The 21,678-nt window shown below is 55.9% G+C and carries 21 protein-coding genes and 1 pseudogene; 13 read left to right on the forward strand and 9 right to left on the reverse strand.

What is annotated here, in order from left to right; all coding sequences use genetic code 11:
* The first annotated feature begins 58 nt into the window (after positions 1-58).
* The 3 genes from BLS57_RS12475 to BLS57_RS12485 all read left to right on the forward strand — a co-directional run bounded on the left by BLS57_RS12475 (position 59) and on the right by BLS57_RS12485 (position 4,788).
* On the forward strand, positions 59-1,072 hold the full coding sequence (locus BLS57_RS12475) for an IS110 family RNA-guided transposase (RefSeq protein WP_093742813.1): 1,014 nt from the start codon (positions 59-61) through the stop codon (positions 1,070-1,072).
* Between the two features lie 470 nt (positions 1,073-1,542).
* Complete coding sequence (locus BLS57_RS12480) at positions 1,543-1,986, forward strand: DUF892 family protein (protein ID WP_093742815.1); 444 nt, start codon at positions 1,543-1,545, stop codon at positions 1,984-1,986.
* An 870-nt stretch (positions 1,987-2,856) separates the two neighbouring features.
* The gene (locus BLS57_RS12485; RefSeq protein WP_167356428.1) at positions 2,857-4,788 is read left to right on the forward strand and encodes an MASE1 domain-containing protein; all 1,932 of its coding nucleotides are present in this window, start codon (positions 2,857-2,859) and stop codon (positions 4,786-4,788) included.
* Positions 4,789-4,926: 138 nt separating this feature from the next.
* Here the strand turns inward: BLS57_RS12485 and BLS57_RS12490 are convergent, their stop codons facing one another.
* On the reverse strand, positions 4,927-5,694 hold the full coding sequence (locus tag BLS57_RS12490) for a DUF2243 domain-containing protein (RefSeq protein ID WP_093742819.1): 768 nt from the start codon (positions 5,692-5,694) through the stop codon (positions 4,927-4,929).
* Positions 5,695-6,138: 444 nt separating this feature from the next.
* Between BLS57_RS12490 and BLS57_RS12495 the strand changes: the two genes are divergently transcribed.
* Together BLS57_RS12495 and BLS57_RS12500 are read left to right on the forward strand one after the other, a co-directional pair.
* Positions 6,139-6,873 carry a transporter substrate-binding domain-containing protein gene (locus BLS57_RS12495; protein WP_139186637.1) on the forward strand — a complete coding sequence of 245 codons (735 nt, stop codon included), beginning with the start codon at positions 6,139-6,141 and terminating at the stop codon, positions 6,871-6,873.
* The gene (locus BLS57_RS12500; protein WP_093742823.1) at positions 6,870-7,886 is read left to right on the forward strand and encodes a cation efflux transmembrane domain-containing protein; all 1,017 of its coding nucleotides are present in this window, start codon (positions 6,870-6,872) and stop codon (positions 7,884-7,886) included. Before BLS57_RS12495 ends, BLS57_RS12500 begins: the two co-directional genes overlap by 4 nt.
* Positions 7,887-8,227: 341 nt before the next feature.
* Here BLS57_RS12500 and BLS57_RS12505 read toward each other — a convergent pair whose 3' ends face one another.
* A complete protein-coding gene (locus BLS57_RS12505) occupies positions 8,228-8,692 on the reverse strand; it encodes an MAPEG family protein (RefSeq protein ID WP_093742825.1) in 465 nt (154 codons plus the stop codon).
* A gap of 108 nt (positions 8,693-8,800) precedes the next feature.
* Between BLS57_RS12505 and BLS57_RS12510 the strand changes: the two genes are divergently transcribed.
* From BLS57_RS12510 to BLS57_RS12520, 3 genes are all read left to right on the forward strand, one after another.
* Positions 8,801-9,379, forward strand: a complete 579-nt coding sequence (locus tag BLS57_RS12510; RefSeq protein WP_093742827.1) for a TetR/AcrR family transcriptional regulator — start codon at positions 8,801-8,803, stop codon at positions 9,377-9,379.
* 12 nt (positions 9,380-9,391) lie between these two features.
* The gene (locus BLS57_RS12515; protein WP_093742829.1) at positions 9,392-9,916 is read left to right on the forward strand and encodes a GNAT family N-acetyltransferase; all 525 of its coding nucleotides are present in this window, start codon (positions 9,392-9,394) and stop codon (positions 9,914-9,916) included.
* A gap of 362 nt (positions 9,917-10,278) precedes the next feature.
* Positions 10,279-10,686, forward strand: a complete 408-nt coding sequence (locus BLS57_RS12520) for a hypothetical protein (protein ID WP_093742831.1) — start codon at positions 10,279-10,281, stop codon at positions 10,684-10,686.
* A 311-nt stretch (positions 10,687-10,997) separates the two neighbouring features.
* On the opposite strand, the pseudogene BLS57_RS20145 reads toward BLS57_RS12520, so the two are convergent.
* Positions 10,998-11,122, reverse strand: a pseudogene (locus tag BLS57_RS20145) (YnfA family protein); the annotation flags it as partial.
* Positions 11,123-11,236: 114 nt separating this feature from the next.
* On the opposite strand from BLS57_RS20145, the gene BLS57_RS12535 reads away from it, so the two are divergent.
* Entirely contained in the window at positions 11,237-11,704 is a 468-nt protein-coding gene (locus tag BLS57_RS12535; protein WP_093742833.1) for a DUF411 domain-containing protein, read from the forward strand.
* A 95-nt stretch (positions 11,705-11,799) separates the two neighbouring features.
* Positions 11,800-12,234, forward strand: a complete 435-nt coding sequence (locus BLS57_RS12540; RefSeq protein ID WP_093742835.1) for a CBS domain-containing protein — start codon at positions 11,800-11,802, stop codon at positions 12,232-12,234.
* Between the two features lie 196 nt (positions 12,235-12,430).
* Here BLS57_RS12540 and BLS57_RS12545 read toward each other — a convergent pair whose 3' ends face one another.
* Together BLS57_RS12545 and BLS57_RS12550 are read right to left on the reverse strand one after the other, a co-directional pair.
* On the reverse strand, positions 12,431-12,844 hold the full coding sequence (locus BLS57_RS12545; RefSeq protein WP_093742837.1) for an ion channel: 414 nt from the start codon (positions 12,842-12,844) through the stop codon (positions 12,431-12,433).
* Between the two features lie 252 nt (positions 12,845-13,096).
* Entirely contained in the window at positions 13,097-14,602 is a 1,506-nt protein-coding gene (locus tag BLS57_RS12550) for a multicopper oxidase family protein (RefSeq protein WP_244153682.1), read from the reverse strand.
* 202 nt (positions 14,603-14,804) lie between these two features.
* Here BLS57_RS12550 and BLS57_RS12555 point away from each other — a divergent pair, with 202 nt between their 5' ends.
* On the forward strand, positions 14,805-15,878 hold the full coding sequence (locus tag BLS57_RS12555; RefSeq protein WP_244153683.1) for a flavin monoamine oxidase family protein: 1,074 nt from the start codon (positions 14,805-14,807) through the stop codon (positions 15,876-15,878).
* Between the two features lie 179 nt (positions 15,879-16,057).
* Here BLS57_RS12555 and BLS57_RS12560 read toward each other — a convergent pair whose 3' ends face one another.
* Both BLS57_RS12560 and rsgA read right to left on the reverse strand, forming a co-directional pair.
* Positions 16,058-16,651, reverse strand: a complete 594-nt coding sequence (locus tag BLS57_RS12560) for a 2-hydroxychromene-2-carboxylate isomerase (RefSeq protein WP_093742839.1) — start codon at positions 16,649-16,651, stop codon at positions 16,058-16,060.
* 158 nt (positions 16,652-16,809) lie between these two features.
* Positions 16,810-17,844, reverse strand: a complete 1,035-nt coding sequence (rsgA, locus tag BLS57_RS12565; RefSeq protein WP_093743121.1) for a ribosome small subunit-dependent GTPase A — start codon at positions 17,842-17,844, stop codon at positions 16,810-16,812.
* 181 nt (positions 17,845-18,025) lie between these two features.
* Here rsgA and BLS57_RS12570 point away from each other — a divergent pair, with 181 nt between their 5' ends.
* A complete protein-coding gene (locus BLS57_RS12570; protein ID WP_093742841.1) occupies positions 18,026-18,355 on the forward strand; it encodes an arsenate reductase family protein in 330 nt (109 codons plus the stop codon).
* Between the two features lie 389 nt (positions 18,356-18,744).
* On the opposite strand, the gene BLS57_RS12575 is transcribed toward BLS57_RS12570, so the two are convergent.
* Entirely contained in the window at positions 18,745-18,948 is a 204-nt protein-coding gene (locus BLS57_RS12575) for a hypothetical protein (protein ID WP_093742843.1), read from the reverse strand.
* Between the two features lie 91 nt (positions 18,949-19,039).
* Between BLS57_RS12575 and BLS57_RS12580 the strand changes: the two genes are divergently transcribed.
* Entirely contained in the window at positions 19,040-19,255 is a 216-nt protein-coding gene (locus BLS57_RS12580; RefSeq protein ID WP_139186638.1) for a hypothetical protein, read from the forward strand.
* A 41-nt stretch (positions 19,256-19,296) separates the two neighbouring features.
* Here BLS57_RS12580 and BLS57_RS12585 read toward each other — a convergent pair whose 3' ends face one another.
* Complete coding sequence (locus BLS57_RS12585) at positions 19,297-21,558, reverse strand: hypothetical protein (RefSeq protein ID WP_139186639.1); 2,262 nt, start codon at positions 21,556-21,558, stop codon at positions 19,297-19,299.
* Positions 21,559-21,678 lie beyond the last annotated feature (120 nt).

Raw genomic sequence — 21,678 nt, forward strand, 5'->3', positions numbered from 1 at the left:
TCCGGCACTGCAAATCAGCTGGTAGACTGTACCGGCAACCAATTGGAGGAGCAGATAGATGGAATATTTTGCTGGTTTGGATGTCTCGATGGAAGAGACGCATATTTGTGTGCTGGATCGTGATGGCACCTTAATCCGAGAAGGTAAGGCGCGTTCCTCGCCAGATGCGATTAGTGATTTTCTCGCGGCCGGTCCAACTTGTGCAGGCGTTGTGTTTGAGACCGGCAGGATGGCACCGATGCTATACCATGGACTTACTGAACGCGGCATTCCAGTCCAGTGCATTGAAAGCAGGCAAGCCTATCAGGCCCTCAAATCACTGGCCGGTCACAAGTCAGATCGCAATGACGCGCGCGGCCTGGCCCATCTGGCGCGGACCGGGTTCTACAAACCTACCCATGTCAAATCGCTGTCTGCTCATGCGATACGGTCACTGATCGCAGCACGCAAGAAACTGGTCGGGCAACGCGTGACGATCGACAATCAGATCCGTGGGCTGGTGGTCGTATTTGGTGTACGGTTGCCACGGGCACTGTCGCCTGCGTTCAAAGATGCCGCTCTGAAAGTGAGTACTGGGGTTCCAGGTCTTCATGCTGCATTGAACGGATTGTTTGCGGCGCGTGAAGCAATATTGGCGGCAGTTGCTGCAATTGATGCCGATGTTAAAAAGATGGCCCGTAAATCCAAAACCTGCTCACGTCTTATGACCGTCCCAGGTGTCGGGCCGATCACGGCGCTGGCTTTTGCGGCCGCAGTAGATGATCCGTCGAGGTTCCGACGATCGCGCGATGTCGGGCCGTACCTTGGGCTTGTCCCAAGGCGGCATCAGTCCGGAGAAGTAGACTATGTCGGCAGCATCTCGAAACGCGGTGATACCAGAGTCCGAACGCTCCTGTACGAGGCGGCCAATGTCATGCTGACGAGGTATGCTGGCCCGCTTAAATTGAAGGAATGGGCGCTTGCGATTGGTGCGCGCTCAACCATGAGGAAGGCGCGTGTGGCGCTGGCCAGACGACTCGCTATCGTCCTGCACGCGATGATGCGCGACCAAACCGAATTCCAGTTCGCATAAGGATTACCAGAGAGATAATCACGAGGATTCCAATATCAAAGTTCCCATCTGGGACGATGCCCGAGGGAGGGCGTGAGACACGGCGTCGATTCTGTAGCAACAACCAAGACCAACGGTATGATTGCGGTTTCCACCTTGCCGACCCACACCCAGCCAACCCCATTATGAACCCAAGAGTTCGAAGAGAACAAAGGCAACCTCTGACATCACAATGTGATATTAGGAAACCCGCATTGACGGATTAGAGAACAGAATCGGCGGGGAGCGGACCTTCGCTGCGCGGGGCGAAGATGTCCGCTTATCGACACATCCGGAGCTTGGCCCGACACTCTATCGCTGAACAAAGCAGATGGATGGAACCCTAATTATAAATGCGCGTTGTTATGTCGGTGACCGACAGGACGGCAAAGCCCGACCGTATCCAGGCGCCAAGACCGAACAGCAGAATTAACCGCGCAAGGAGACCGACCATGCCGACAACCGTTGGAACCGAGGACAACGCCACCGACCTCGTCAGGAACTTGCTCATTCTGGAGCACGACGCCATCGCGGCCTATGACACGACCATCGAGCGCCTCGACAGCGCGGAATATCGCCAGCAGATCGAGAGCTTCCGCCGGGACCATGAAGCCCATGTCCAGGAACTTGGCCGAATTGCTGACAGCCTGGGTGTCGAGAAGCCCATGGAGGGAGACATGAAGCAGTGGCTAACAACCGGAAAGGTAGCGCTGGCGGATATCGCCGGGGACGATGCGATCCTCAAGGCAATGAAGTCAAACGAGGACGACACCGTCGCCGCCTACCAGCAAGCCCTCGACAACGCCGTGGCCGATGCCGAGCTGCGCCCCGTGATCGAACAGGGTCTGGCCGACGAACGACGTCACCGTTCCTGGATGGAAACCGCAGGCGGCTAAAGCGCCTGCATGGCGCAGAGGCGCAACCTCTGCGCCCCCTCTCCCGTATGTCGGTGAAGACCACGAGGCCGGAGGGGGTTATAGCGACAGCCACCGGCTCGGGGAACGGTGAAATAATTTGCAGCAGCTATTTGTCGATGGCGGTATCTACGCTAACGGTAGTGATGCTAAGCCTCACCTCGAGGCTCTTGCAAAAGCTACAGTTGTCCCGGCCTTTACTGACGTTCAGGTTTGGGATCGCCGCGGCCCGCTTAGCGTTGGCTCGCTTCGGCTCGAAGGATAGAGGCACCGCATGCGCTCCGAAAAGAGGCCGCGCGATTGACTTTGGCAATTTCGGTTATGGGTGTGGCACTGCTTGTCCCCATTAGAGATTTCTTAGAATTGCGACGGCTACTGTTTCTCCTGCTCGGTCTGGGGGTGTGCTGACGTGGGCGGTCTCTATTGGCTTTCGACCAAGAGGGGTCGATAACAAGAATCTCAGCGAACTATGACCTTAATTGGACCCGAATATTAAGTTAGGCACCTTGTGCAGAGCCGATTGCACTTGGGTGTAGCCAGCTTCGCCCGAAAAGTAAAAGTAGACAGATAAGGTGGTCGCCATGCAGGTGATCATGAGTAAATAAACCAGCTTCATCCAGCGGCCATAAATTTCAGGTAAACATACGCACTAACCTGAGGTAGAAATATTATAATAACAACTCGTATACGGTAGAGTTCCTACAGTGGGACATGTGCGCGGCAATTTTGCGCTTTGGTTTGCGTGCAGATCACATATTATGGTTCTCGCTTGACTTGGAAATAACAGACCGCATGCCACCCGGAACCGAAACCCCGACCGCGCAACCGCTTCCAACTGAAGCATCGCGAGCCATGAATGTGTCCTCGGGCAAACCTGCCAGCGCAAAGCTACTTGTTTTCTATGTAGTCTACGTTGCTTCAATGGCATTTGGCCGGTGGGTGCTGGCCATACCGGATATTCCGATTGTCGTATGGCCGCCCAACGGGGTCCTCTTAGCGATACTTTTGACCCAGCCGAAACAAATTTGGCCATGGTGGGTTGGGTTTGCTGCCTTGGGTGAACTGACCGGAAACGCAATCTGGTTTCACAATCCGGTAGGCTGGGCGCTCGCGTATATAGCGGCGAACGCGATGGCCGTAGTCCTTGCCGCCTCACTCTTGCGAACGAACAGTCGCATAAGCTTCCGCTTCGATCGGCTGTCTCACGTCTTGAAATTTCTCGTTATCTGCGTGCTGCTCGCGCCAGGAGTTAGCGCCACTTTGGGAAGCGCAATTGATGCCTTCGTCGGGAAGAACCCATTTACAACAACTTGGCCGCTTTGGTGGTTGGGTGACGCGACCGGGATTCTGATCGCCACCCCGTTGGTTGTCTCATTCATGAACGCATGGAATGAAAAGGCTTGGCCTCAACCCATGAAATTCATTGAGGCCGCTGCCATCGCAGTCGTTCTCTCACTACTGAGCGCCTGGGTTCTGTCGAGGGGCGCCACCTATGCTTTCATCCTCCCGATGCCAATAATCTGGGCGGCGCTCCGCTTTGAGTTCCGCGGAGCCAGCTTTGCTGTGCTCGTGTTGACCATCGCCATCGCGGTCCACGCGCAGAATTTTGAGCATTTGCCTCTTTCGATCGCCGATTTAGTTGCCCTTCAGAGCAAACTGAAAGCGCTAATCCTTGTCGCGGCCACCATCGGCCTGATTGTCGCAGGGGTTGCTCGTCAGCAGAAACAGGCGCTCGAAGATCTGGCGTTGGCTAATGATCGCCTCGAAGAACGCGTCGCCGAACGCACCCACGCAATCGAAGCGGCCGAGCGGAGGTTCAAGGCTACGTTCGAGAACGCTGGTGTCGGCATGAGTATCGTTGGCCCAGATGGGAAACTGTTGCGAGTGAATGATAGCCTCGCACGTATGCTTGGTCGCGATGTAAAGGAGATGGAAGGGCATGGGATTGAGGAGTTCACCCATCCAGATGATCGGGCCTTGATCGAAGTAGCATGGGCCAAGCTGACGGCCGATGGCATGGATGAATACGAGCAAGAAAAGCGCTACTTGGATAAGGCGGAGAAGGCGGTCTGGGGGCATACGACGGTCAGCTGTGTCCGCCACGAGGACGGCACCATCGCCTACCTGATCAAAGTGATCCAAGACATCACCGAACGAAAACGTTCAGAGGCGCTGCGACAGCTGCTGATGCGTGAGGTCAACCACCGAAGCAAGAACCTTCTTGCCTTGGTCCAAGTGATTGCCCGTCAGACGGCGAAACATTCCTCGGACAATTTCCTCGACAAGCTTAACGAGCGTCTGCAGGCGCTCGCGGCAAACCAAGATATTCTGGTTCACAACGAATGGACGCGCGTGGCTCTTTCTGACCTTGTGGCAGGGCAACTGACGCATTTTGAAGCCGTTGCCGATCGGGTCCATCTGTCAGGGCCGCCCATTCTGCTGCCCCCTGCCGCGGCGCAAGCCCTCGGAATGGCCGTGCATGAATTGGCAACCAATGCGGGGAAATACGGCAGTCTCAGCAATGAGGATGGTCAAGTTGACATCTCTTGGGCAGTTGAAAATGAGAGTTTCCATATAATCTGGCGCGAATGTGGTGGGCCGCCCGTGGCCCCGCCTGAACGAAAGGGGTTCGGCACCACGGTTCTTCAGAAGATGGCTGCCTCGACTATGTCGGGAGAGGTCAGCTTAGACTATTCGCCGAAGGGGTTCGTTTGGGAACTGTCATGTCCGATGACTTCTTTGCAAGAAAGCAATAGCGATGACCGACGTGGTGCCACCGGGTAAAGTAGGATGGGGTAGACGAAGATGATCGTCGCGCGGACGCTCATCTGCCACCAGGCGATATGCGGCGTGTCCTGCCCGATCAGGTAGTGGAATGACCCCATGGCCGAGGTTCCCTTTTCGCGCAGGTCGACAGCCCCTTCAGACCTTCGCCGTGCTCCAGTTGAAACACCCGGCAGGAACGCCGGTTCCGCCCACCAGAAGGGCACCTCGCTGGTAGAGCTTCCAGCGCTGCAATGCAGGCATGTCCACCACGACCACGCCCATGTCGGGGGTGGACCAGACCATGCGCGCCTGGACCGCACTCAGCGCCTCTCCCACCTGGCTTGGCGTTGCGCCCTTACGGAACACCACGGTGGTAAAAGGGTTGTCAGCGGGCGGTAGCAGTGCCCAGCCACCACTACCGGCGCTCAGGAGCGTCAGCCCTACCAGCGTAGCCGTCGTGCGCCGCAGCGCCGAGCCACTGCCGCCGTCACGGTTCAAGAGATACCATCCCACCAAGGCCGGAAGCAGGCCGAAGACAAGAAACCAGCCGATGTCCCACAAAAGGGGGGCTTCGCTGTCGATCTTAATCCGGTGGATACCGAGTAGCCAGTGCGAGAGCACACCGTCGAGCATGTGCCAGATGCCGAACCCCGCCGTTATTGCGCCAAGCAGTGGCCGCCCGGCGATATCCTCTTGACGCCGTCTGGCTCGCCACAGACCCCAGAGGCCCACCATGGTAAGGACATACATGAAAAGGTGGAAATAGCCGTCCCAGAGCACTTGCGTGCGCAGGTCGGTCACGGCAGGGATCAAGCTTAGCAGGTGGTGCCATTGCAAGATCTGGTGCAGGAGAATGCCATCGAAGAAGCCGCCGAGCGCGACCCCCAGAAGCAAGGCGTATTTTAGCCACGGCGCTTTACACATGTGTTGAGTTCCTCCGCAGGAAAACTCTCAAGCCCTTTCCGGGGTTCCCAGCCTACCGGCATCTGCTCGACGAAATGCTGCAAGATGAACGAGTGGCCGGTCTGGTGAAGCTGCGCCGCAGCGCTCGGCCACGAAGCGAACGGCAGGTCAGGACCGGTGGCTAAGAAAAATCTTGGCCGAGCTGCAAACTCGCACTCGATCCTCATCCTACCTAATCGCCCGCTGCGCGGTAGGAATTGGGATATCCGGCGAATACCAAAGGCCCGATCTCTCCGCCCCGTATGAAAACACTTTTGCTACCCTGCCTGCCGAGCCCTGTATTACCATGCTGCAAGGAACGTCTTGCATGGCAATTAGTTGACTTGCTGTTGGTCCTGAGCGGAGCAGGTCGTGAGGAACGTCATTGAGGCAAACAGTTGTAGCTCGCAGCCACGGACAGGTGCTTTGAATGGCGCCGCGATCAGAGCCAGCTTGCTCTATTCAAGGGTTGTAGCGATACTTGTGGTATGCAGCCTGTTGATAGCCTGCGACGACATACGTTTCCCCCGCGATCCAGAAAAAACCTTAGAGACCGTTCTTGCCGACAGGGAAATGACCGTAGCATTCGCGGACAATCCACCATGGGTAACCTTTCACGGTGAAGGGCCGCCGCAAGGCATAGAGGTTGATCTGGTGCGCGCATTCGCTGACGAACTGGAAGTCGCGATCGATTGGAAGCGTCTCGGCGCATTCTCGGCGCTTGAGGGGCTGGAGCGTGGCAACATCGACCTCGCCATCGGCGGCTTCGACCGCAAGGACGTGACCCCGGTTGCGGGCGCGGCACCAAGCTTCGTTTATTTCGAGGAATTTTTCGATGTTGGCGCTCGGCCAGCAACTGCTGGCTCGGATGATCTGGAGGGCCGGAAGGTCTATGTGCCGCAGGACCTACCCCTGACGAAGATTGTCGAAAATAGGGGCGGAATTCCGGTTGAAGCGTGGTCCGATGCCGTTGACTACGCCGCAGGCCCACGCTGGCTTCTCGAAACAAAAGGCCTTCTTCCAACGAATATTGAGCTGCATCGGGCAGAACATGTGATGGCCGTGCGACAGGGGGAAAGCGCTTGGCTTATGCGCCTTGAGCGGTTCCTCCGGCGCGAAACAGAAGATATCGGAGCAAGACTGCGCGAGATCGTGCGATGAGCCGGTCGATCCGCACTATGCCCGAAGAGCAGAAGAAGGCGCTGCGACGCGCACGCTGGCTGGAAGGTATTTGGATTGTAGTCTTAGCGACTATCGTGACCGCGATTTACTTCGCGGTGGGCAGCAGTCAAGCAATGAAGACTGCATGGATCGAAGACTTACTCAGCTTTGTCCCACCTATCGCGTTTTTGGTCGGCTCCTGGATTGAGGGGTGGAAGCCGAACCGGCGTTTCCCTCTTGGATACATCCGCGTTACATCAATTGCCTATTTGATCAGTGCAGTAGCTCTTGGAGGCGTCGGGATTTTTCTCATAGTCGACTCGTCTATTGCTTTGATTAAGCAAGAGCACCCGACGATCGGCAGTGTCGAACTCTTCGGGGCAACCATTTGGTTTGGTTGGGTGATGATCGGTGCGCTGGCCTATAGCGTCGTGATGCCGGTCATTTTCGGGCACATGAAGATAAAGCCGGCCCAAATGTTGCATGACAAGACGCTCTACGCAGATGCCATGATGAATAAGGCTGACTGGATGACGGGCCTTGCTGGCATTGTGGGCATCCTTGGGATCGGCATGGGCTGGTGGTGGGCCGATGCGGTCGCGGCCATCGTGATCGCGCTCGATGTGCTTCACGATGGTTTCAAGCACACAGGGGCTGCGATCCGTGACCTCAGCGACGAGATGCCGCGAACGATTGACGACAAGGAGTTTGATCCTTTGATTGGCAAGGTTCAGAAGACCTTTGAGGCGCTCCCATGGGTGAGCGAAAGTCGGCTTCGTTTGCGGGAGGAGGGGCGCTTTTTAACTGGCACAATCTATGTTGTTGCTCACGAGAACTGTCTTTCTGCTGAAATGATAGATTCCGCCGAGGCTAAACTTCTGAATCTACATTGGCGCTTGCACGACATATCCATCATGCCGCGCGCGAAGATAGAGCAAAGGCTTACTGTCGATGGCGAGGATGATGGTTCGCTGCCACTTCGGTCTGGCGCTGTGCGTTATGCGGTGCGCTGAATGCCATAGTTACCCTTGCGCCAGCCTCGTCCTAAGTTGCGCCCGGCACGGATGTCGCCGAAGGGCCGCGAGCGCTCATTGCCGCCTGTAGACTGGACGGCAGTTTCTTCGGCAAAGCAGACCTCGTCAAAATGCTGCGCGCCTGTCCGAAGGTCCGCTCCAAGCTAACTGCTTTCCAGTATCGAGCACGTGCATGAACGGCAGCAAAGGGCCGGGAGCGCCTGGCTCCACCCCGAGAAGAGGGTGAGAGTCGCCGTTTACCACCCGACATTTTGTCGCGCGATGGTCGATCAAAAGTTTGCGGGCTGCAGGACATTGATTGAGATTTCCGTCGAGCCTGCCTACGTCAGTAGAACAAAGAGCGCATGTAAGCTCATATAGATCACGATAAGCGATCCGATGGTGTAGAAGGTCGCTCGCACTTCATGAGATTGCCGCGTTGCATAAGCGACGAAATGGGCTGCTCGGGCGACGACAAACCCATACATCAGCAGCTGTGTGATTAAGAGCGACGGATCAGCAAGCACAAACAGCAGCCCTGCGATCCAGAATGCAGGGATGTTTTCGAGGTCATTACGGTGCATGCGCCGGGAGCGATCCACATAGTCATTGAGCTCCAGTTGAGACGGGTCCGGGTTTTTGTTGATGAGGCCAACTTGAAGGTCTTCCGGACTGGCGAGGCCAGAATTGCTCTTGAGCATTCGGTAAACGGTCATCCATCCTTGCCCCATGACCTTGAGTGCCATCAGCGAGGCGGCAATAGCATATGTTGCAAACACCGGATTCTCAAAACCGACAAATTCCATCTCATCCCCCATTCGGCTTCAAGGCTGCCGATCACATAGCGATTTACTTACCATTGGTAAGTTTGTAGTCTGACGTCGGACGAAGGTCAACTTTTTTGGGAGTTTTTGATGAAGACCGATAAGAAAATCCTCCAGGCCGCGCAGGAGCTTTTGGCAACAGGCGGGTTTGGAGCGGTCTCTTTTGACACGATCGCACGCTCGCTGGGGGTCAGTAAGCAAGCGGTGTTGTATTGGTATCCCTCGAAGCAAGATCTGCTTGCTGCAATGCTTGTCTCTTGGTTGGCCGCGGAGGCGGATGTCGCCATGGCCGCTATTGGGGACACAAGCACGCCGAGTGCTGCAATTTCTGCTTTCGTGAAGGCCTTGGCAGCCTTTCACCTGAGCGATCTTGATCGCTTTAGAATGATGTATCTGGCCCCTCAGACATTGAAAGCAGAGATGCAGACCCCCTTAGAGGGAGAGGTCCTCGATCGGATCCATACAACCACGGACCGGATGTATGGGTCCTTGGCCAATTGCCTTGAGCTCGACCCCTTGCAGGCCCGTCAGCATGCCACATCCATTCACTCTGCCGTTTTGGGACTAATTTTAATGTTCGGGCTCGCGGATAGCATAAAAGATCCGCTGAAGCATTCTGAAGAAGCTTTGATTGCGGCGCTGGTAACGAGGCTTACAGCCTCAGTTTAGAAAGGGGGCGCTATGACACGTGACGACATTACAATCACGCGTGCTGCCACCGGTGAGGACCTAAATGCCGTCCGAGCACTCATGGGAGAATATCTTGAATGGCATCATGCGCGCTACGCTCAGTTCCAAGAGTTAATCGAGAAGTATTTCGATCATGCAGGCTTCTGGGAGGAAGTGGAAAACTTGCCGGGAGATTACGCGCCCCCACAGGGGCGGTTGTTGATCGCCCACCGGGGCGCCGACCCCTTGGGCTGCGTTGCCTTGCGAGACCTTGGGGATGGGATCGCAGAAATGCGGCGGATGTTCGTCACGCAGCGCGCTCAAGGGGCAGGGGTCGGAACGCTCTTGGCGCGCCGCGTGATGATGGAGGCAAAAGAGTTAGGCTACCAAACAATGCGTCTCGACACCGGCTGGCAGCAAAGAGAAGCGGTGCAGATGTATGAGCGATTGGGGTTTCGGCATATTCAGCCCTACTACAAAGCCCCAGTTGCATTGCAAGATAGCCTCGTCTTCATGGAAACCAGCTTACACGGCTGAACACGCCAAGCTTTGCACGCTGAAGCGACATCTCACCATATTTTTTAGAATGTCGCTCCTTCCTCTCAGGCACTGCCGACTGCCCCTTTAGCGCAGATTGCGCTTCTTTTTGAGCTCTTCTGATCTCTCATGGAGGCAGCTTATAACTCTTTTTCTTGACCGAACAACGACGCCTCTATAGCTTACTTACCACTGGTAGGTAGGTTTGTTCCTGATGCTCAAATCGCGCGGTCTAACCCGGTGGAGCGCGAAGGTTCGCAGAAACGATCTGCGGGGCCGGCAAACGCAGCAAGAGGTTTAGGCTTACCTCATGCCATTTGATCTGCCTCAATTTGGGAAAGAATTAGAAAGAGGATAGAAATATGAAACTGGCTACAAAATTTTTCTTGGCAGCAACCGTCTTTGCGCTCTGCGGGATGGTCTGGGGAATAGTAATGTCCGCAAGCCACGATTATCTACTCGCCCCCGCGCACGGCCATTTGAACCTTTTAGGCTTCGTAGCCATGGGCATTTGGGGAGCATACTATGCGCTCACGCCAACCGCAGCTGCGTCCAACTTAGGCAGGTCGCACTTTGCACTGTCTGTCTTGTCGGTGGTTGTGGTGGTCCCAGGCATTGTTCAGGTGCTTCTCGGTCAAGGCGAACTGCTTGCTCAGATCGGCTCCATAGCGCTCGTGGCCAACATGCTTCTATTTGGTGTTATCGTTCTGCGCTTTGGCGCTGGCGCACAGGCGCCGAATGACCTCCTCACTGCTCAGCCTGCGGAATAACACAAGCATAAGCTTTGTCGCGGCGCGCTCAGCCAGCGAAAGAGAGTTCCGAACGGCGCGGTTGTTATGAACGCAAGACAGAACAAAGCTCAGACCGCGCAACCGTTGTGAGTTTTACCCGAACCGGACTTTGGCTTTGTAAGGGTTCAACGTCCGGTTTGGGCCGGTTTCGCGGGTCAGCATGGTTGGTCCCGGCGCAACCGTGACAAGACTGAGGTGACTGTAACCGTTCAGGTGCGCGGCGAATACGACGAATTCAAAGACGCGAGCTAAACACTCGGGCTGCAGGTCCTTTCAGAAGGGTCAGCAGCCTATCCGGCGCGGGGCGCGAGAATAATCACCGCTGCGCCAAGAATGCAGAGGCCGCCCCGGCAGCATCCCAAAGATCAGGCCGCTGCCCTTCTACAGCCCACATCCACACCAGCGAAGCCGCAATACGCCCTCCGGCTGCTGTTTTTTCGGCCAACCACTGCCGAGCGGTTGGCCGAGCCGATGCCCTACAACCCATGCAACCACGAAACGACAGTCTGAACCTTTGGAAGGATTTCACATGACCCTCACACGACGCAGCCTGCTGGCCTGTTCCGCAAGCTTTGCCGCGGCCGCACCATTTGCCGCCTGGGCCGAAGAAAAACCTGCCATCCACGTGATGAAAGACCCCAACTGCGGCTGCTGTTTGGCGTGGATCGAGATTCTTGAGAGCGAGGGGTTCGCCGTGACGACCAGACGCAGCATCGGAACGCTCTTGATCAAATACAAGCAAGACAACGGCATCCCGGAGAAAATGGCCTCTTGTCACACCGGAAAGATCGAGGGCTATATGATCGAAGGCCACGTCCCGCCCGCCGACATCCGCAAACTGCTGGCCGAGCGCCCGGATGCCATCGGCCTTGCCGTGCCGGGGATGCCCTATGGTTCGCCGGGAATGGGGCCGGAGAGTGAGCGCGACGCCTATGACGTCTATCTGATTGCCCGTGATGGCAGCAGCGAGGTGTTCTCAAGCTATGACGCTGCATAGGGCTATGCGCTGAGAGTTGCTTGGCGTCGTGCCCTCTGGAACTTGCATGTCGGCCTTTGGGTTTTGATCCTGTTACCCAATCAAGGAGTAAGATCATGCAAGTTCAAGAAATCATGACGAGCAACCCCACCTGCTGCGGCCCCGACGCCTCGGTTCAGGAGGCAGCGAAGCTGATGGATGACAAGTCGGTCGGTTCTATTCCGGTGGTGAATGACGCCGGTGAGCCGGTTGGCATCGTGACGGACCGAGACATCTGCTGCGGCGCGGTCGCGCAGGGAAAAGGCGCCGATACGCGGGTGTCTGACGTTATGTCGAAAGACGTGCTGACCGCGTCTCCCGACGAAGATATTGAGAGTTGCTGCAACAAGATGGAAGAGAAGCAGGTGCGGCGTGCGGTGGTGACCGACGGCACTGGGAAATGCTGCGGGATCGTCGCTCAGGCCGATGTAGCGCTGGAAGCCGACGGCAAAGAAACAGCAGAACTGGTGCAGAAGGTTTCACGCGCCGAAAAACGCTCGGGCTGCTGCTGATACTGCTTGAAACGAAGCTGGCTGGGCCTGTAGGCGAAGTGTCTTTTGAAGACGCTGATACGACATCAAAACGCGGTGCGCGCCGCGTTTTGATCCTCAAGGACTATAGGGCACCCCAATGGCACATGATCACGGCCCTGTTGCTGCTGTGAATCTGTTAGCCTCGAGGGCCGATCTGTCTGGCTCTGGATATTGGTTAGCGGAACGCTTTCTGCCAAGCTGAATAGATGAAAGTAGCGCTCCAAGTAATGATCATGAAGCCCAAGAGTGCCTCCATCATACTGACAAGTCTCAGATCGCCTGAGCTGTCTATTTGGGTGTAACCCAGCGTGATATAGTTGATGCCAGAGTAATAAACGTAGTCCTGCCAGCTCCCATCGAAATTGCCGCTGAGATCTCCCAGGCCTCCGTGGCTGTGTATAGCGCTGTAAGCGTAAGCCCAGCCGAGAATTTCAGAGGTATGGAGAACCAGAAGACCGAAGAAAATGCCCATGAGGGTGACATTTGGCTGCCTTTTATCTTTTCCAGTCAACCGGTCGAGTAGCCGCAGACCCACATGGTGATAAACCCCGGTCAATGCCGCCAAAAAGAGACCAATCAAAAGCCCCATGAATGCATCACTCCTTCACGATGTCGAATGGAAAGATGGAGGATTTGTTGGTTTGGCCAAGTGAGTTGGCCCTGCTTGCTACCAATAGATTTAGCGATGCGCATTTTCACAGATCCTTATCGTCGTCTTTCGGGCCTTATTTTCAACAGCACAAAAGGCCAGTTTTCCGTCCAAATGGCTTGCAGCTAAAGGCTCTCGACCGCTTTCTGGGAGCGCTGGTCAACGGGAGTTGCGATTGCGGTTGTTCGATCGTCACCCGACGGTAAACTGTCCCATCATGCCTGAATCCTCATGCTCCAGAATATGGCAGTGATACATAAACGGCGCATCCGCGATCGCCGGCTTGTCAAACCTGACGAGGATTTCAGCGCTGTTCTCCACCCAGACCACATCTTTCATCCCGATCTCGCCGAACTCGACGGGCCTCCCATTCTGGCTCAGCACTTGGAACGAAGTGCCGTGGACGTGGAACGGATGAGACATCATGTCGGCGGTGATCTGCCATACTTCGGTTTCGCCCAGACGCACCTGTTGGTCGATGCGATCCATGTCATAGGTTTTTCCATTGATTCCGAGCTTAGGACGACCGCCGAATATTCCCCGCATCATCCCCATGCCCATCATCATGTTAAGCTGGAAGCGTCGCCGCCGGACCGGTTCGTCGAATGTCGGAAGGTGCGCGCCAAGTAGCTCCTGCGGAAGTGCCGTGATCGCGCCCGTTCGGCTGCGGTCAACTTCGATATCGAGAACGCGAAAGACGCCTTCTCGGGTTGCGGGGCCAGAGCTACCTCCCATCATACCGCTCATCATGCCTCCTCCCATCATACCGCCCATCATTTCGAGGGGGACGTCCTCAGAGACCAGCCGCGCGGCAGCTCCCTCCGAGAAGTCGACGACGATCTCCGCCCGCTCGGCTGGTGCGAGCTGAAGTTTTCTGCGTTCCACGGGGGCTGGCAGGAGACCGGCATCGCTGCCGATCTGATGGAAGCTGCGGTTGTCATTGAAACGCAGAGCGTAAACTCTTGAGTTAGAGGCGTTCAGCAGCCGGAACCGCACAAGCCCCTGCGGGACCCGGGCCTTGGGCGCTAATGCGCCGTTCACGGCGATCCTGTCGCCCCTGAAGCCCTGCATCGCGGCCATGCCGTCATCGTCGTATTCCAGCGTCCCCCTGCTACTGAAAGACTTGTCCTGAATGATGAGGGGGATGTCATCGACGCCATAGTTTAACGGAAGGTTATTCGAAGCCTTATCGTCATCCTCGATCAGAAGCATGCCAGCGAGACCGCGATAAACTTGATAGCCGGTGCGGCCATGCGGGTGTGAGTGATACCAGAAAGTGCCTGCGGGCTGATCGATGTCCAGCCTCTGCTCAAGCTCTTGGCCCGGAGCAATCAAAGACTGTGGACCGCCATCTTGCCAGCCGGGAACGTGCAAACCATGCCAATGCGCGGTTATCGGGCTGTCGAGGCGGTTTCGGGCTGTCAGGCGCGCTGTTCGGCCGCGCCGCATGCGCAGGGTCGGCCCCAAATGATCCCGTGACCATCCCAGTGTCTCGGCCTCGAAGTTCTCTGCAAAACGGTGCCTCCCCGTGACGGCTTCCAACAGGTTGCCGGCATCCTCACCGACATCCATCAGCGGCGGGATTGGCAGCGTCGCACTGGCCCCTGTTTGTGCCAAGGCGCGTCCCACCAGCGCGGGCGCGGCGATAGCTACAGTGGAATATTGGAGGAACCTGCGTCTGTGCATTGCGATTACCATTCTGTTTTCTCGAAGCGCTGCGGTTCTCTAAAGATAGCTTCTCTTATGAGAAGTCTAACATCTCTACTCGACATCAGTCGGAGTTTTCCCACGGGTTAACCCGCGAAGGTGCTCAGCAAAGGCGTATTGATCGCCCTTGTGGCTCCTTGTCTTGCTCGTGAAATGGAGACGTTTCGAACTATGTTAATAACGTCGAGGTGAAATGATGGACGTAGTCATTATTGGTGCAGGCCTGTCCGGACTAACGGCTGCCGCAGTTCTGCGCGCAGCAGGCGCCAGTGTGCGGATACTCGAGGCAGATGCCCAGATTGGTGGCCGTATTCGCCCGCTTCGAGATCCGGCCAGCAATCTTGCAATTGCCGATCTTGGCCCGACCTGGGTTTGGCCGAGGCACCAGCCTGTGGTCACGCGCTGGCTCGAAGATCTTGGTGCGGCAACCTTTGAGCAATTTAACGAGGGTAACGCTGTCATCGTCGGATACGGGCCTGCGCCGCTGCGCCAACCTTTGCCCGGGCAAAATGGTATGGTTCGCATTGCAGGCGGACTAACAACATTGGTCGGCACCCTTGCCAATCGCGTCGGCCACGACAATATCCGAAGGTCAGCTCAGGTAACCGAGGTGTCTGAACATGGGCCAGATCACATCGCCGTCCATCTTAGTTCAAGCGAGATCATCACCGCGCAAAAGGTGATTATCTCGGTTCCACTTCGTATCACGGCCACAACAATACGTCTTCCATGGGCGTCATCTGCCTTGATTGATGACATGCGGAGGATGCCAACGTGGATGAGCACTCACGCCAAAGCAGTCGCTATTTATGAGAAACCCTTTTGGCGAGACGACGGGCTCTCCGGCAGGGTCGTCAGTCGTATCGGACCGCTTGCCGAAGTCCATGACCACACGGGCGTAGACCACACTCCTGCCGCGCTGTTCGGCTTCGTCAACTGGCCTCCGGAACAACGAAGAGCAAATCCAGAGCGGCTCAGGCGGGCAATCTTGGACCAGCTTTCGGATTGCTTCGGAGATGCTGCGGCGCATCCTCTTGAACTGGCGATCCAAGACTGGGCAATGAACCATTGGATCGTGTCTGCGCTGGATACCTCGCAACAAGCAACTCATCCTGACATCGGTCCTGCCTCTCTGAGGCAACCGCATCTTGAGGGTCGCGTTCGCTTTGCCGTGTCCGAGGCCTCGAAGCTCAGCCCCGGTCTAATCGAAGGCGCCCTTGCTATTGGGGAGAGGGCCGCCTTGGAGTTGCTTGAGGCAAATCTATAAGTTCAAGCGCGTGTAGCAAGAGTCCCGAGGCGCGATATCCGTTGCTGGCTACCGCCTATATGAAACCATACTGCAAGCGGTAGTCTTCGCGCGAACCGGACTTTCGCCGCAAACCACATGAATGTCGGCTTCGGGCCGTTCGCGTAGGTCGCCTCAAAGCGACGGAAGTCGACATTCGCTCAGCTTGCATTATCCTTCGCCCAGTGGATAGCATCCTCTAAACGATCATCACCCCAGAACAACTCTTGCCCTACCGCAAAAGTAGGTGACCCGAAGACACCGAGGGTCATTGCCTCATCAGTGGCCGTTTGCAGATCATCTGCGGCTTGCTGCGTTTGGGCGGCGGCCAAGACCTCGCGTGGATCGCATCCGATTTCCGTCAGGCTTGACGATATGTTTGGTTCCTCGCCGGGCGCCTCACCGCTTTCGAACCAGCGACGATAAGTCGCGCGAACGTAATCTTCCATCCAGCCGTTCTCGAGACCGACGATGGCTATCTGGTTGGCCAGAGCAAGACCCGGCAGCGGGTAGGGAGCCGGAAGCTGCGGTGTGAGGCTATATCGCTTTGCACGGCGCTCTATGTCGCGCCACATATAGGCTGACTTAACGGGTTTGTCCTTAAAAGGTATGTTGTTCTGTTCGATCATCACGTAACGCACATTAAACGGACGCCATCTAAATTCGACCCCTGACGTTTCTGCAACCTCGGCAAGTCGCATGACGGTGAGATAGCTGTAAGTGCTTCCAATTGAGAACCAGAAGTCGATCTTCATAATCTCACACCTCTGCCGAAATAGCTGCGACAAGAGTAGGCGAGATAGGCAAGCTGCGCAAATTTTACCCGGACGCTCGGGTTCGATTTGGTCATCTATCGTCCGTTCTGATTACGTATCCGCCATTCACTTAATGGGGGCTGAAAGCCGAAAGTTTGTTACCGGCGTTTGCCAGGAGTTCTCGTGGTTTTGTTACCGCGGGCCCCGGACTGGATGGGGGTATTGCTGAGGTTTTCCTCCGTCAGCTTGCGCCATCGGTCAAGGCGTGCCGGATCGAGTGTCCCATCCGCGGCCGCACCCTGAACCGCGCAGCCGGGTTCATGGACATGTGTGCAATCCCGGAAGCGACAGTGGGACGCAAGCACAACAATCTCCGCAAACAGAGTATTTAGCCCGGCTGAGACCTCGCTGACATGTAGCGTTCGCATCCCGGGCGTGTCGATCACCCAGCCGCCGCCGGCAATTGCATGGAGCGAACGCGACGTGGTTGTGTGACGCCCCTTCGCGTCGGCCGCGCGAATGGGCCCTGTTGGCTGTGCATTCTCGGATGACTTCTCCGACAGCGTATTCAGCAAGGTCGATTTTCCGACGCCGGACGATCCCACAAGGGCGACGGTCTGCCCCGGACCGCACCAACGCGCCAATGTCAGTGCTGCGTTCGGTGCTTTCGCATTTAGCATTACGACATCCAACCCAAGTTGAAGGGCTTGTGCCTGCTTAAAGTAGGGTGCGGGATCAGGTGTCTGGTCTATCTTTGTTAGGACAATCACCGGAACCGCCCCAGCCTCGTTTGCGAGGGCCAGATACCGCTCCAGTCGTGCCGGATTGAAGTCTTCATTACAGGATGTGACGATAAAGAGCGTGTCAATGTTCGCTGCAATAAGCTGTGCTTGCCGCCGGCCTTCGGCTTTGCGCTGTAACTGCATCCGTCTATTGAGCCGCCGGACCAGCAAGCGGTCCTCGCGGGCCACCAGAACCCAGTCCCCAACGGCGAAGTCCGTCGTATTTGTCTGAGCCGAAAGTTTCAGCCCCACCGGGCCAAGTTCGGACATCGCAGTGACCCGGTCCCGATGGACGGTTGCGATCCGCATCGGAACAAGCTCAGCGTCGCCGGGCTCCAACTGCTCATCGAAAAACGCGGACCAGCCGAGAGTGGTCAGTGAGACTGCAGACTGATCTGATGAATTGGTCATTCCCGACTGAATGGCGTTGGAAACGCTTTGTTGCAAGCTTTCCTTCAGACAAGCGCACAGGTTGCGACGCCTCAGAACTGGTCGCGCGCGCCAGTTAAGCCGCGCCCATCACCGCTTGAATGGTTGTATTAGACGCATCAATGCACGAGGTTACGGGATCGACGCCAGAGGGGAATACGACATGGTGATCTACGGTTTGCAGACTTGCGCAATGTGCCAGAAGGCCCGCAAAGCATTAGAAGCGAGAGGCGTTGATGTTTCTTTGCGCGATGTTCGGGCGGAGCCGTTGAGCGAAGCAGAATTGTCGAATCTGATCGATGAATTCGGGGATCGGCTCGTGGACCGCAAGTCGAATGACTACCGCGCGCTCAATGACTGGTTAAAGAATTCGGAAGCCGAGGCGCAGATCGCCGCCCAACCCAAGGTAATGGCTCGCCCGGTAATCCGTGATGGCGACAAGTTCTTTCTGGGTTGGGATGAGAGGGTTCAGGCAGCTTTGCATGCGGACTGATGCCCTTGGGTGAAATGTAAGCTTAGTGGAAAATACGAATGTATTTTCGTATCTACTTTATCGTTGGCCCCGGCTTCTGGCGATCGGCTAAACTTCGCAGAGTAAGCCAAAGGCGACATCGAAGGCAGGAAACGACCTTTGCGAAATTCACGTTCGGAGCGATGATCACGGCAGGGCCGGCGTGGTGCCGCGTCCCGCAAATGTGAGTAACGTAAATGCCGACTCAGAAACCTCAGCCTAAAAAGAGCCAATCGGATCAGCCAGGTTCGAAAAGCCCGTCAAATTCCGGCAACAAGTCACCGCAGAAATAAACTCCGTTTTCCAAGCTGCGTCTGCCGTCCCTTTTCAGGGGCGGCAATTTCGATTCAACCCTACCAACACTACCCTTTTTAGACGAAGTTCTGTCCAGCATAAACTTTGTCTGGAAGTGCATTCTCTCCATAGACGAGGTTTCCATTCTCATCGAGACCCACGCCAAGACCAAGGCGCCTGCGTCGTTCCCAGAACGCTTCTTCCTCAGGGCTGGCTTGACCCATTTTCTCAGCAAACCAATCAATCCACTTTGGGTCCGCTTCATCAGGTTGAGTCGTCATAATGCTCTCCACTTCGCGAGGCGGCCACGGTCCGCGCCATATGTGCTATATTGCCAAACATAGCATGATCGGCCCGTCGGAGGAGGATTTTATGGCGCGACTGATTACTAAAGCCCAGCACGATGCACTGTGCCTGCGCGACGCTGGCCACGAACCTCATGGAGCAGCGCGGATCACCGGCACAACAATGTCCGATATGCGGGCCCTTTGGTTACGCGATGATGAAGATGAAGACTCCGAGCTGAATGCGATTTGCGATGAGCGTCAGCATGAGGTTGGCGTCGAAGTCGATATCAAGTTAAGCTGAATCGAACCATCAGCACGGACTTTAGAGCAGGGGCTCAGCCACTAATCTTGGGATAGCAGATCTTCGATGGTAAAGGCCATTTTCGCGTGTCGCGCATCAAGTGAGCAATTCTCGATCTTCAATGTGCCTCCGAAAGGTTTCGCGAGTTTCTTCAGACTTTTAATTCGGCTGGATATCAGTTTGTTTCTTTTGAGGTATCCAGAGACTGCTTCTACAGTTGCAAATATAGTCGGCGCCCCCGCAGCAATGCTCTTATAATCGAAGGCGACCTCTCCTTGCTCTACTAAAGACATACTGATTGCGGCTTCGACACGACAACCAACCAAGGCCTCCCAAGAAACCAATTCATTTATGGGTAAGCCTGGGATGGGGATGTTGCAGGTCAGAATGACACGTTTGCGGTAAGGGGCATGCGCCAACCTAAGCCGCTCTACCAACTGCCGGGTGGCGAGCTCGCGGGACTGGAACTGCAGCCTGCGGATCCGGGGGTCCGGATGGCAAGGGACTTCGACTGCCATTCTGGACCCGTCGGCCATTTCGTATTGCGCTTCGACATAGGGCAACCATTGCGCACCTTTCACGTCCGGTGTCACGAAATTCAGTGGCTCACCTTCAGTATCACCCCAAAGCGCGCGACCTTGGTCCTCAAGGGCCGACACCGGTAGCTCTTGTCGTCCAAGAACGATAACTGACGCGCAGTCTTTATAGAGATTAGAACCCAATGATCTACTGCCAAACCAGAGCCATCGGGCACCATGCAGCTTTGTCGTCAGCATTGTCTCAGTGACCTCGTCCTTGTTCATCGATCCAAAGTCATAACCTGCATCCTCGAACATCGCCCGAACGACTGACTTCGGCGCTCCAACAAGCACCCCGGCGTTTCTATCGAGCCTGTCGCGAAGCACCTCCTTCGCTATCAACATCCTGCATCCGTCGCGATTACTCTTGCTATTAAGCAGCGAGTTCATCGACATTTGATGATCGTGGACCTGCACCACGTGGGCATTGGGCCGAAGTGTTAGCTGATGTTCGTTTCGGATATCGCAACCAAGCGCCTTCAGAATCTCGGTGTCTGCGTCGGAATCGAGGATCAACATCGGCTCTTGGTGGCGGAGTGGGCGTTTGAGCAGGACTCGGATCACTTCTGACTTGTTCGTTGACAAGAGGCGGAGCCGTTCACACCCAGGGAGACCAGCTCGCCGAGCCTCCCGTAGAACGTTCCACACCGCAGCAAAGCGGGAGGCAGATCGATACTGTTGGGTCGCTACTGCCAGCTTGCTCTTCTGGGTGAAAATATCTTGGTCGGGCAAGATGCCTTTTGCAGTAAGCTGACCTTTCCATTCGACTTGGGCGAAGGCCGCGTAGTCCTTCTCCGTATACGGCAAGTCTGACAATGGCCCTCCGTCCTCCAGACAACGAACAACGTGTTTCGCGGCGGCTCTAAGTTTCATGTGCATTTCGCCATCGAAGATAGTTAAGAACGCACGTGCTTCCTTGAAGGCGACCACATCAATATCACTTATCATCAGTGACTCTCGCCAGAAGGTCTCGTCTACGACACGCAGGTCTGGGACTACATTGCCGGGGTTAGGTAGCCCCAGATAAGCAGTCGCAAGGAAGTGGCAGGTTGCCTCAGATTTGAACTGTTCAAGAAAGGCACACCTGTCGAAGTGCGGGCACCGTCGGACGGATCCGCTATCGTCTTTGGTCTCGCAGAAGTGTTCCCTTACGGACAAACCAATCCGGCTTGCCTGTTCGACCAGATCGGCTTTTGCGCACATGAGACCATTCCCATTAGGAAGTGGCGCGGATCTGCCCCTGATTGCTTGGGCGAGAAGGCCTTGTTCTGACGCCTCGATGGCTGCTTCCGCAGCCAGATCCCGTGTTGGGACATGAAATGCAAAGGCTTCAAGTTGCCCAGCAGCTGCACGCTCGGCCATAAGCTGTCTTTGAAGTGTGCTTTTCCCGGCTCCGGGGCTGGCTCGGATGACAGCGCACGCCACACCTTCGCCTTCGGATGTTTCTCGCAAGGTTCTGTTCGCCTGTTCCAAGGCCGACCTCAGCACTCGGCGCGTCTCTGATGCAGGTGTGAAGGCGGTTAGGCGGCATGCGTGATCCACGCGATAGGCGCCGGAACTGCAGAACCGACCTGAGTTATCACGGGCTGGCAGTTTTCGATTTGTCAAAGTCATCACGATCTTCCTGTTTTGTTCAGGAGGGAAGTGAGTCCGGTTCGGAATTTTTGGAAGAAATCGGTTGGTTTTGGAAAAAAAGATGTCATCCCGGTAGTAGATACCTTTCACCGGTTTGACACTTTTTCATTGCAAGGGTCTACGAAGGGCCCCGATCTGCGATCCATTTTGTGCGATCGTAGGCCCAATTTAATTGTTCCGGAAATTTCCGAGAAAGCCGTCCGGAACCTA

The sequence above is a fragment of the Sulfitobacter delicatus genome, from assembly GCF_900102535.1.
GTDB classification, from domain to species: domain Bacteria; phylum Pseudomonadota; class Alphaproteobacteria; order Rhodobacterales; family Rhodobacteraceae; genus Sulfitobacter; species Sulfitobacter delicatus.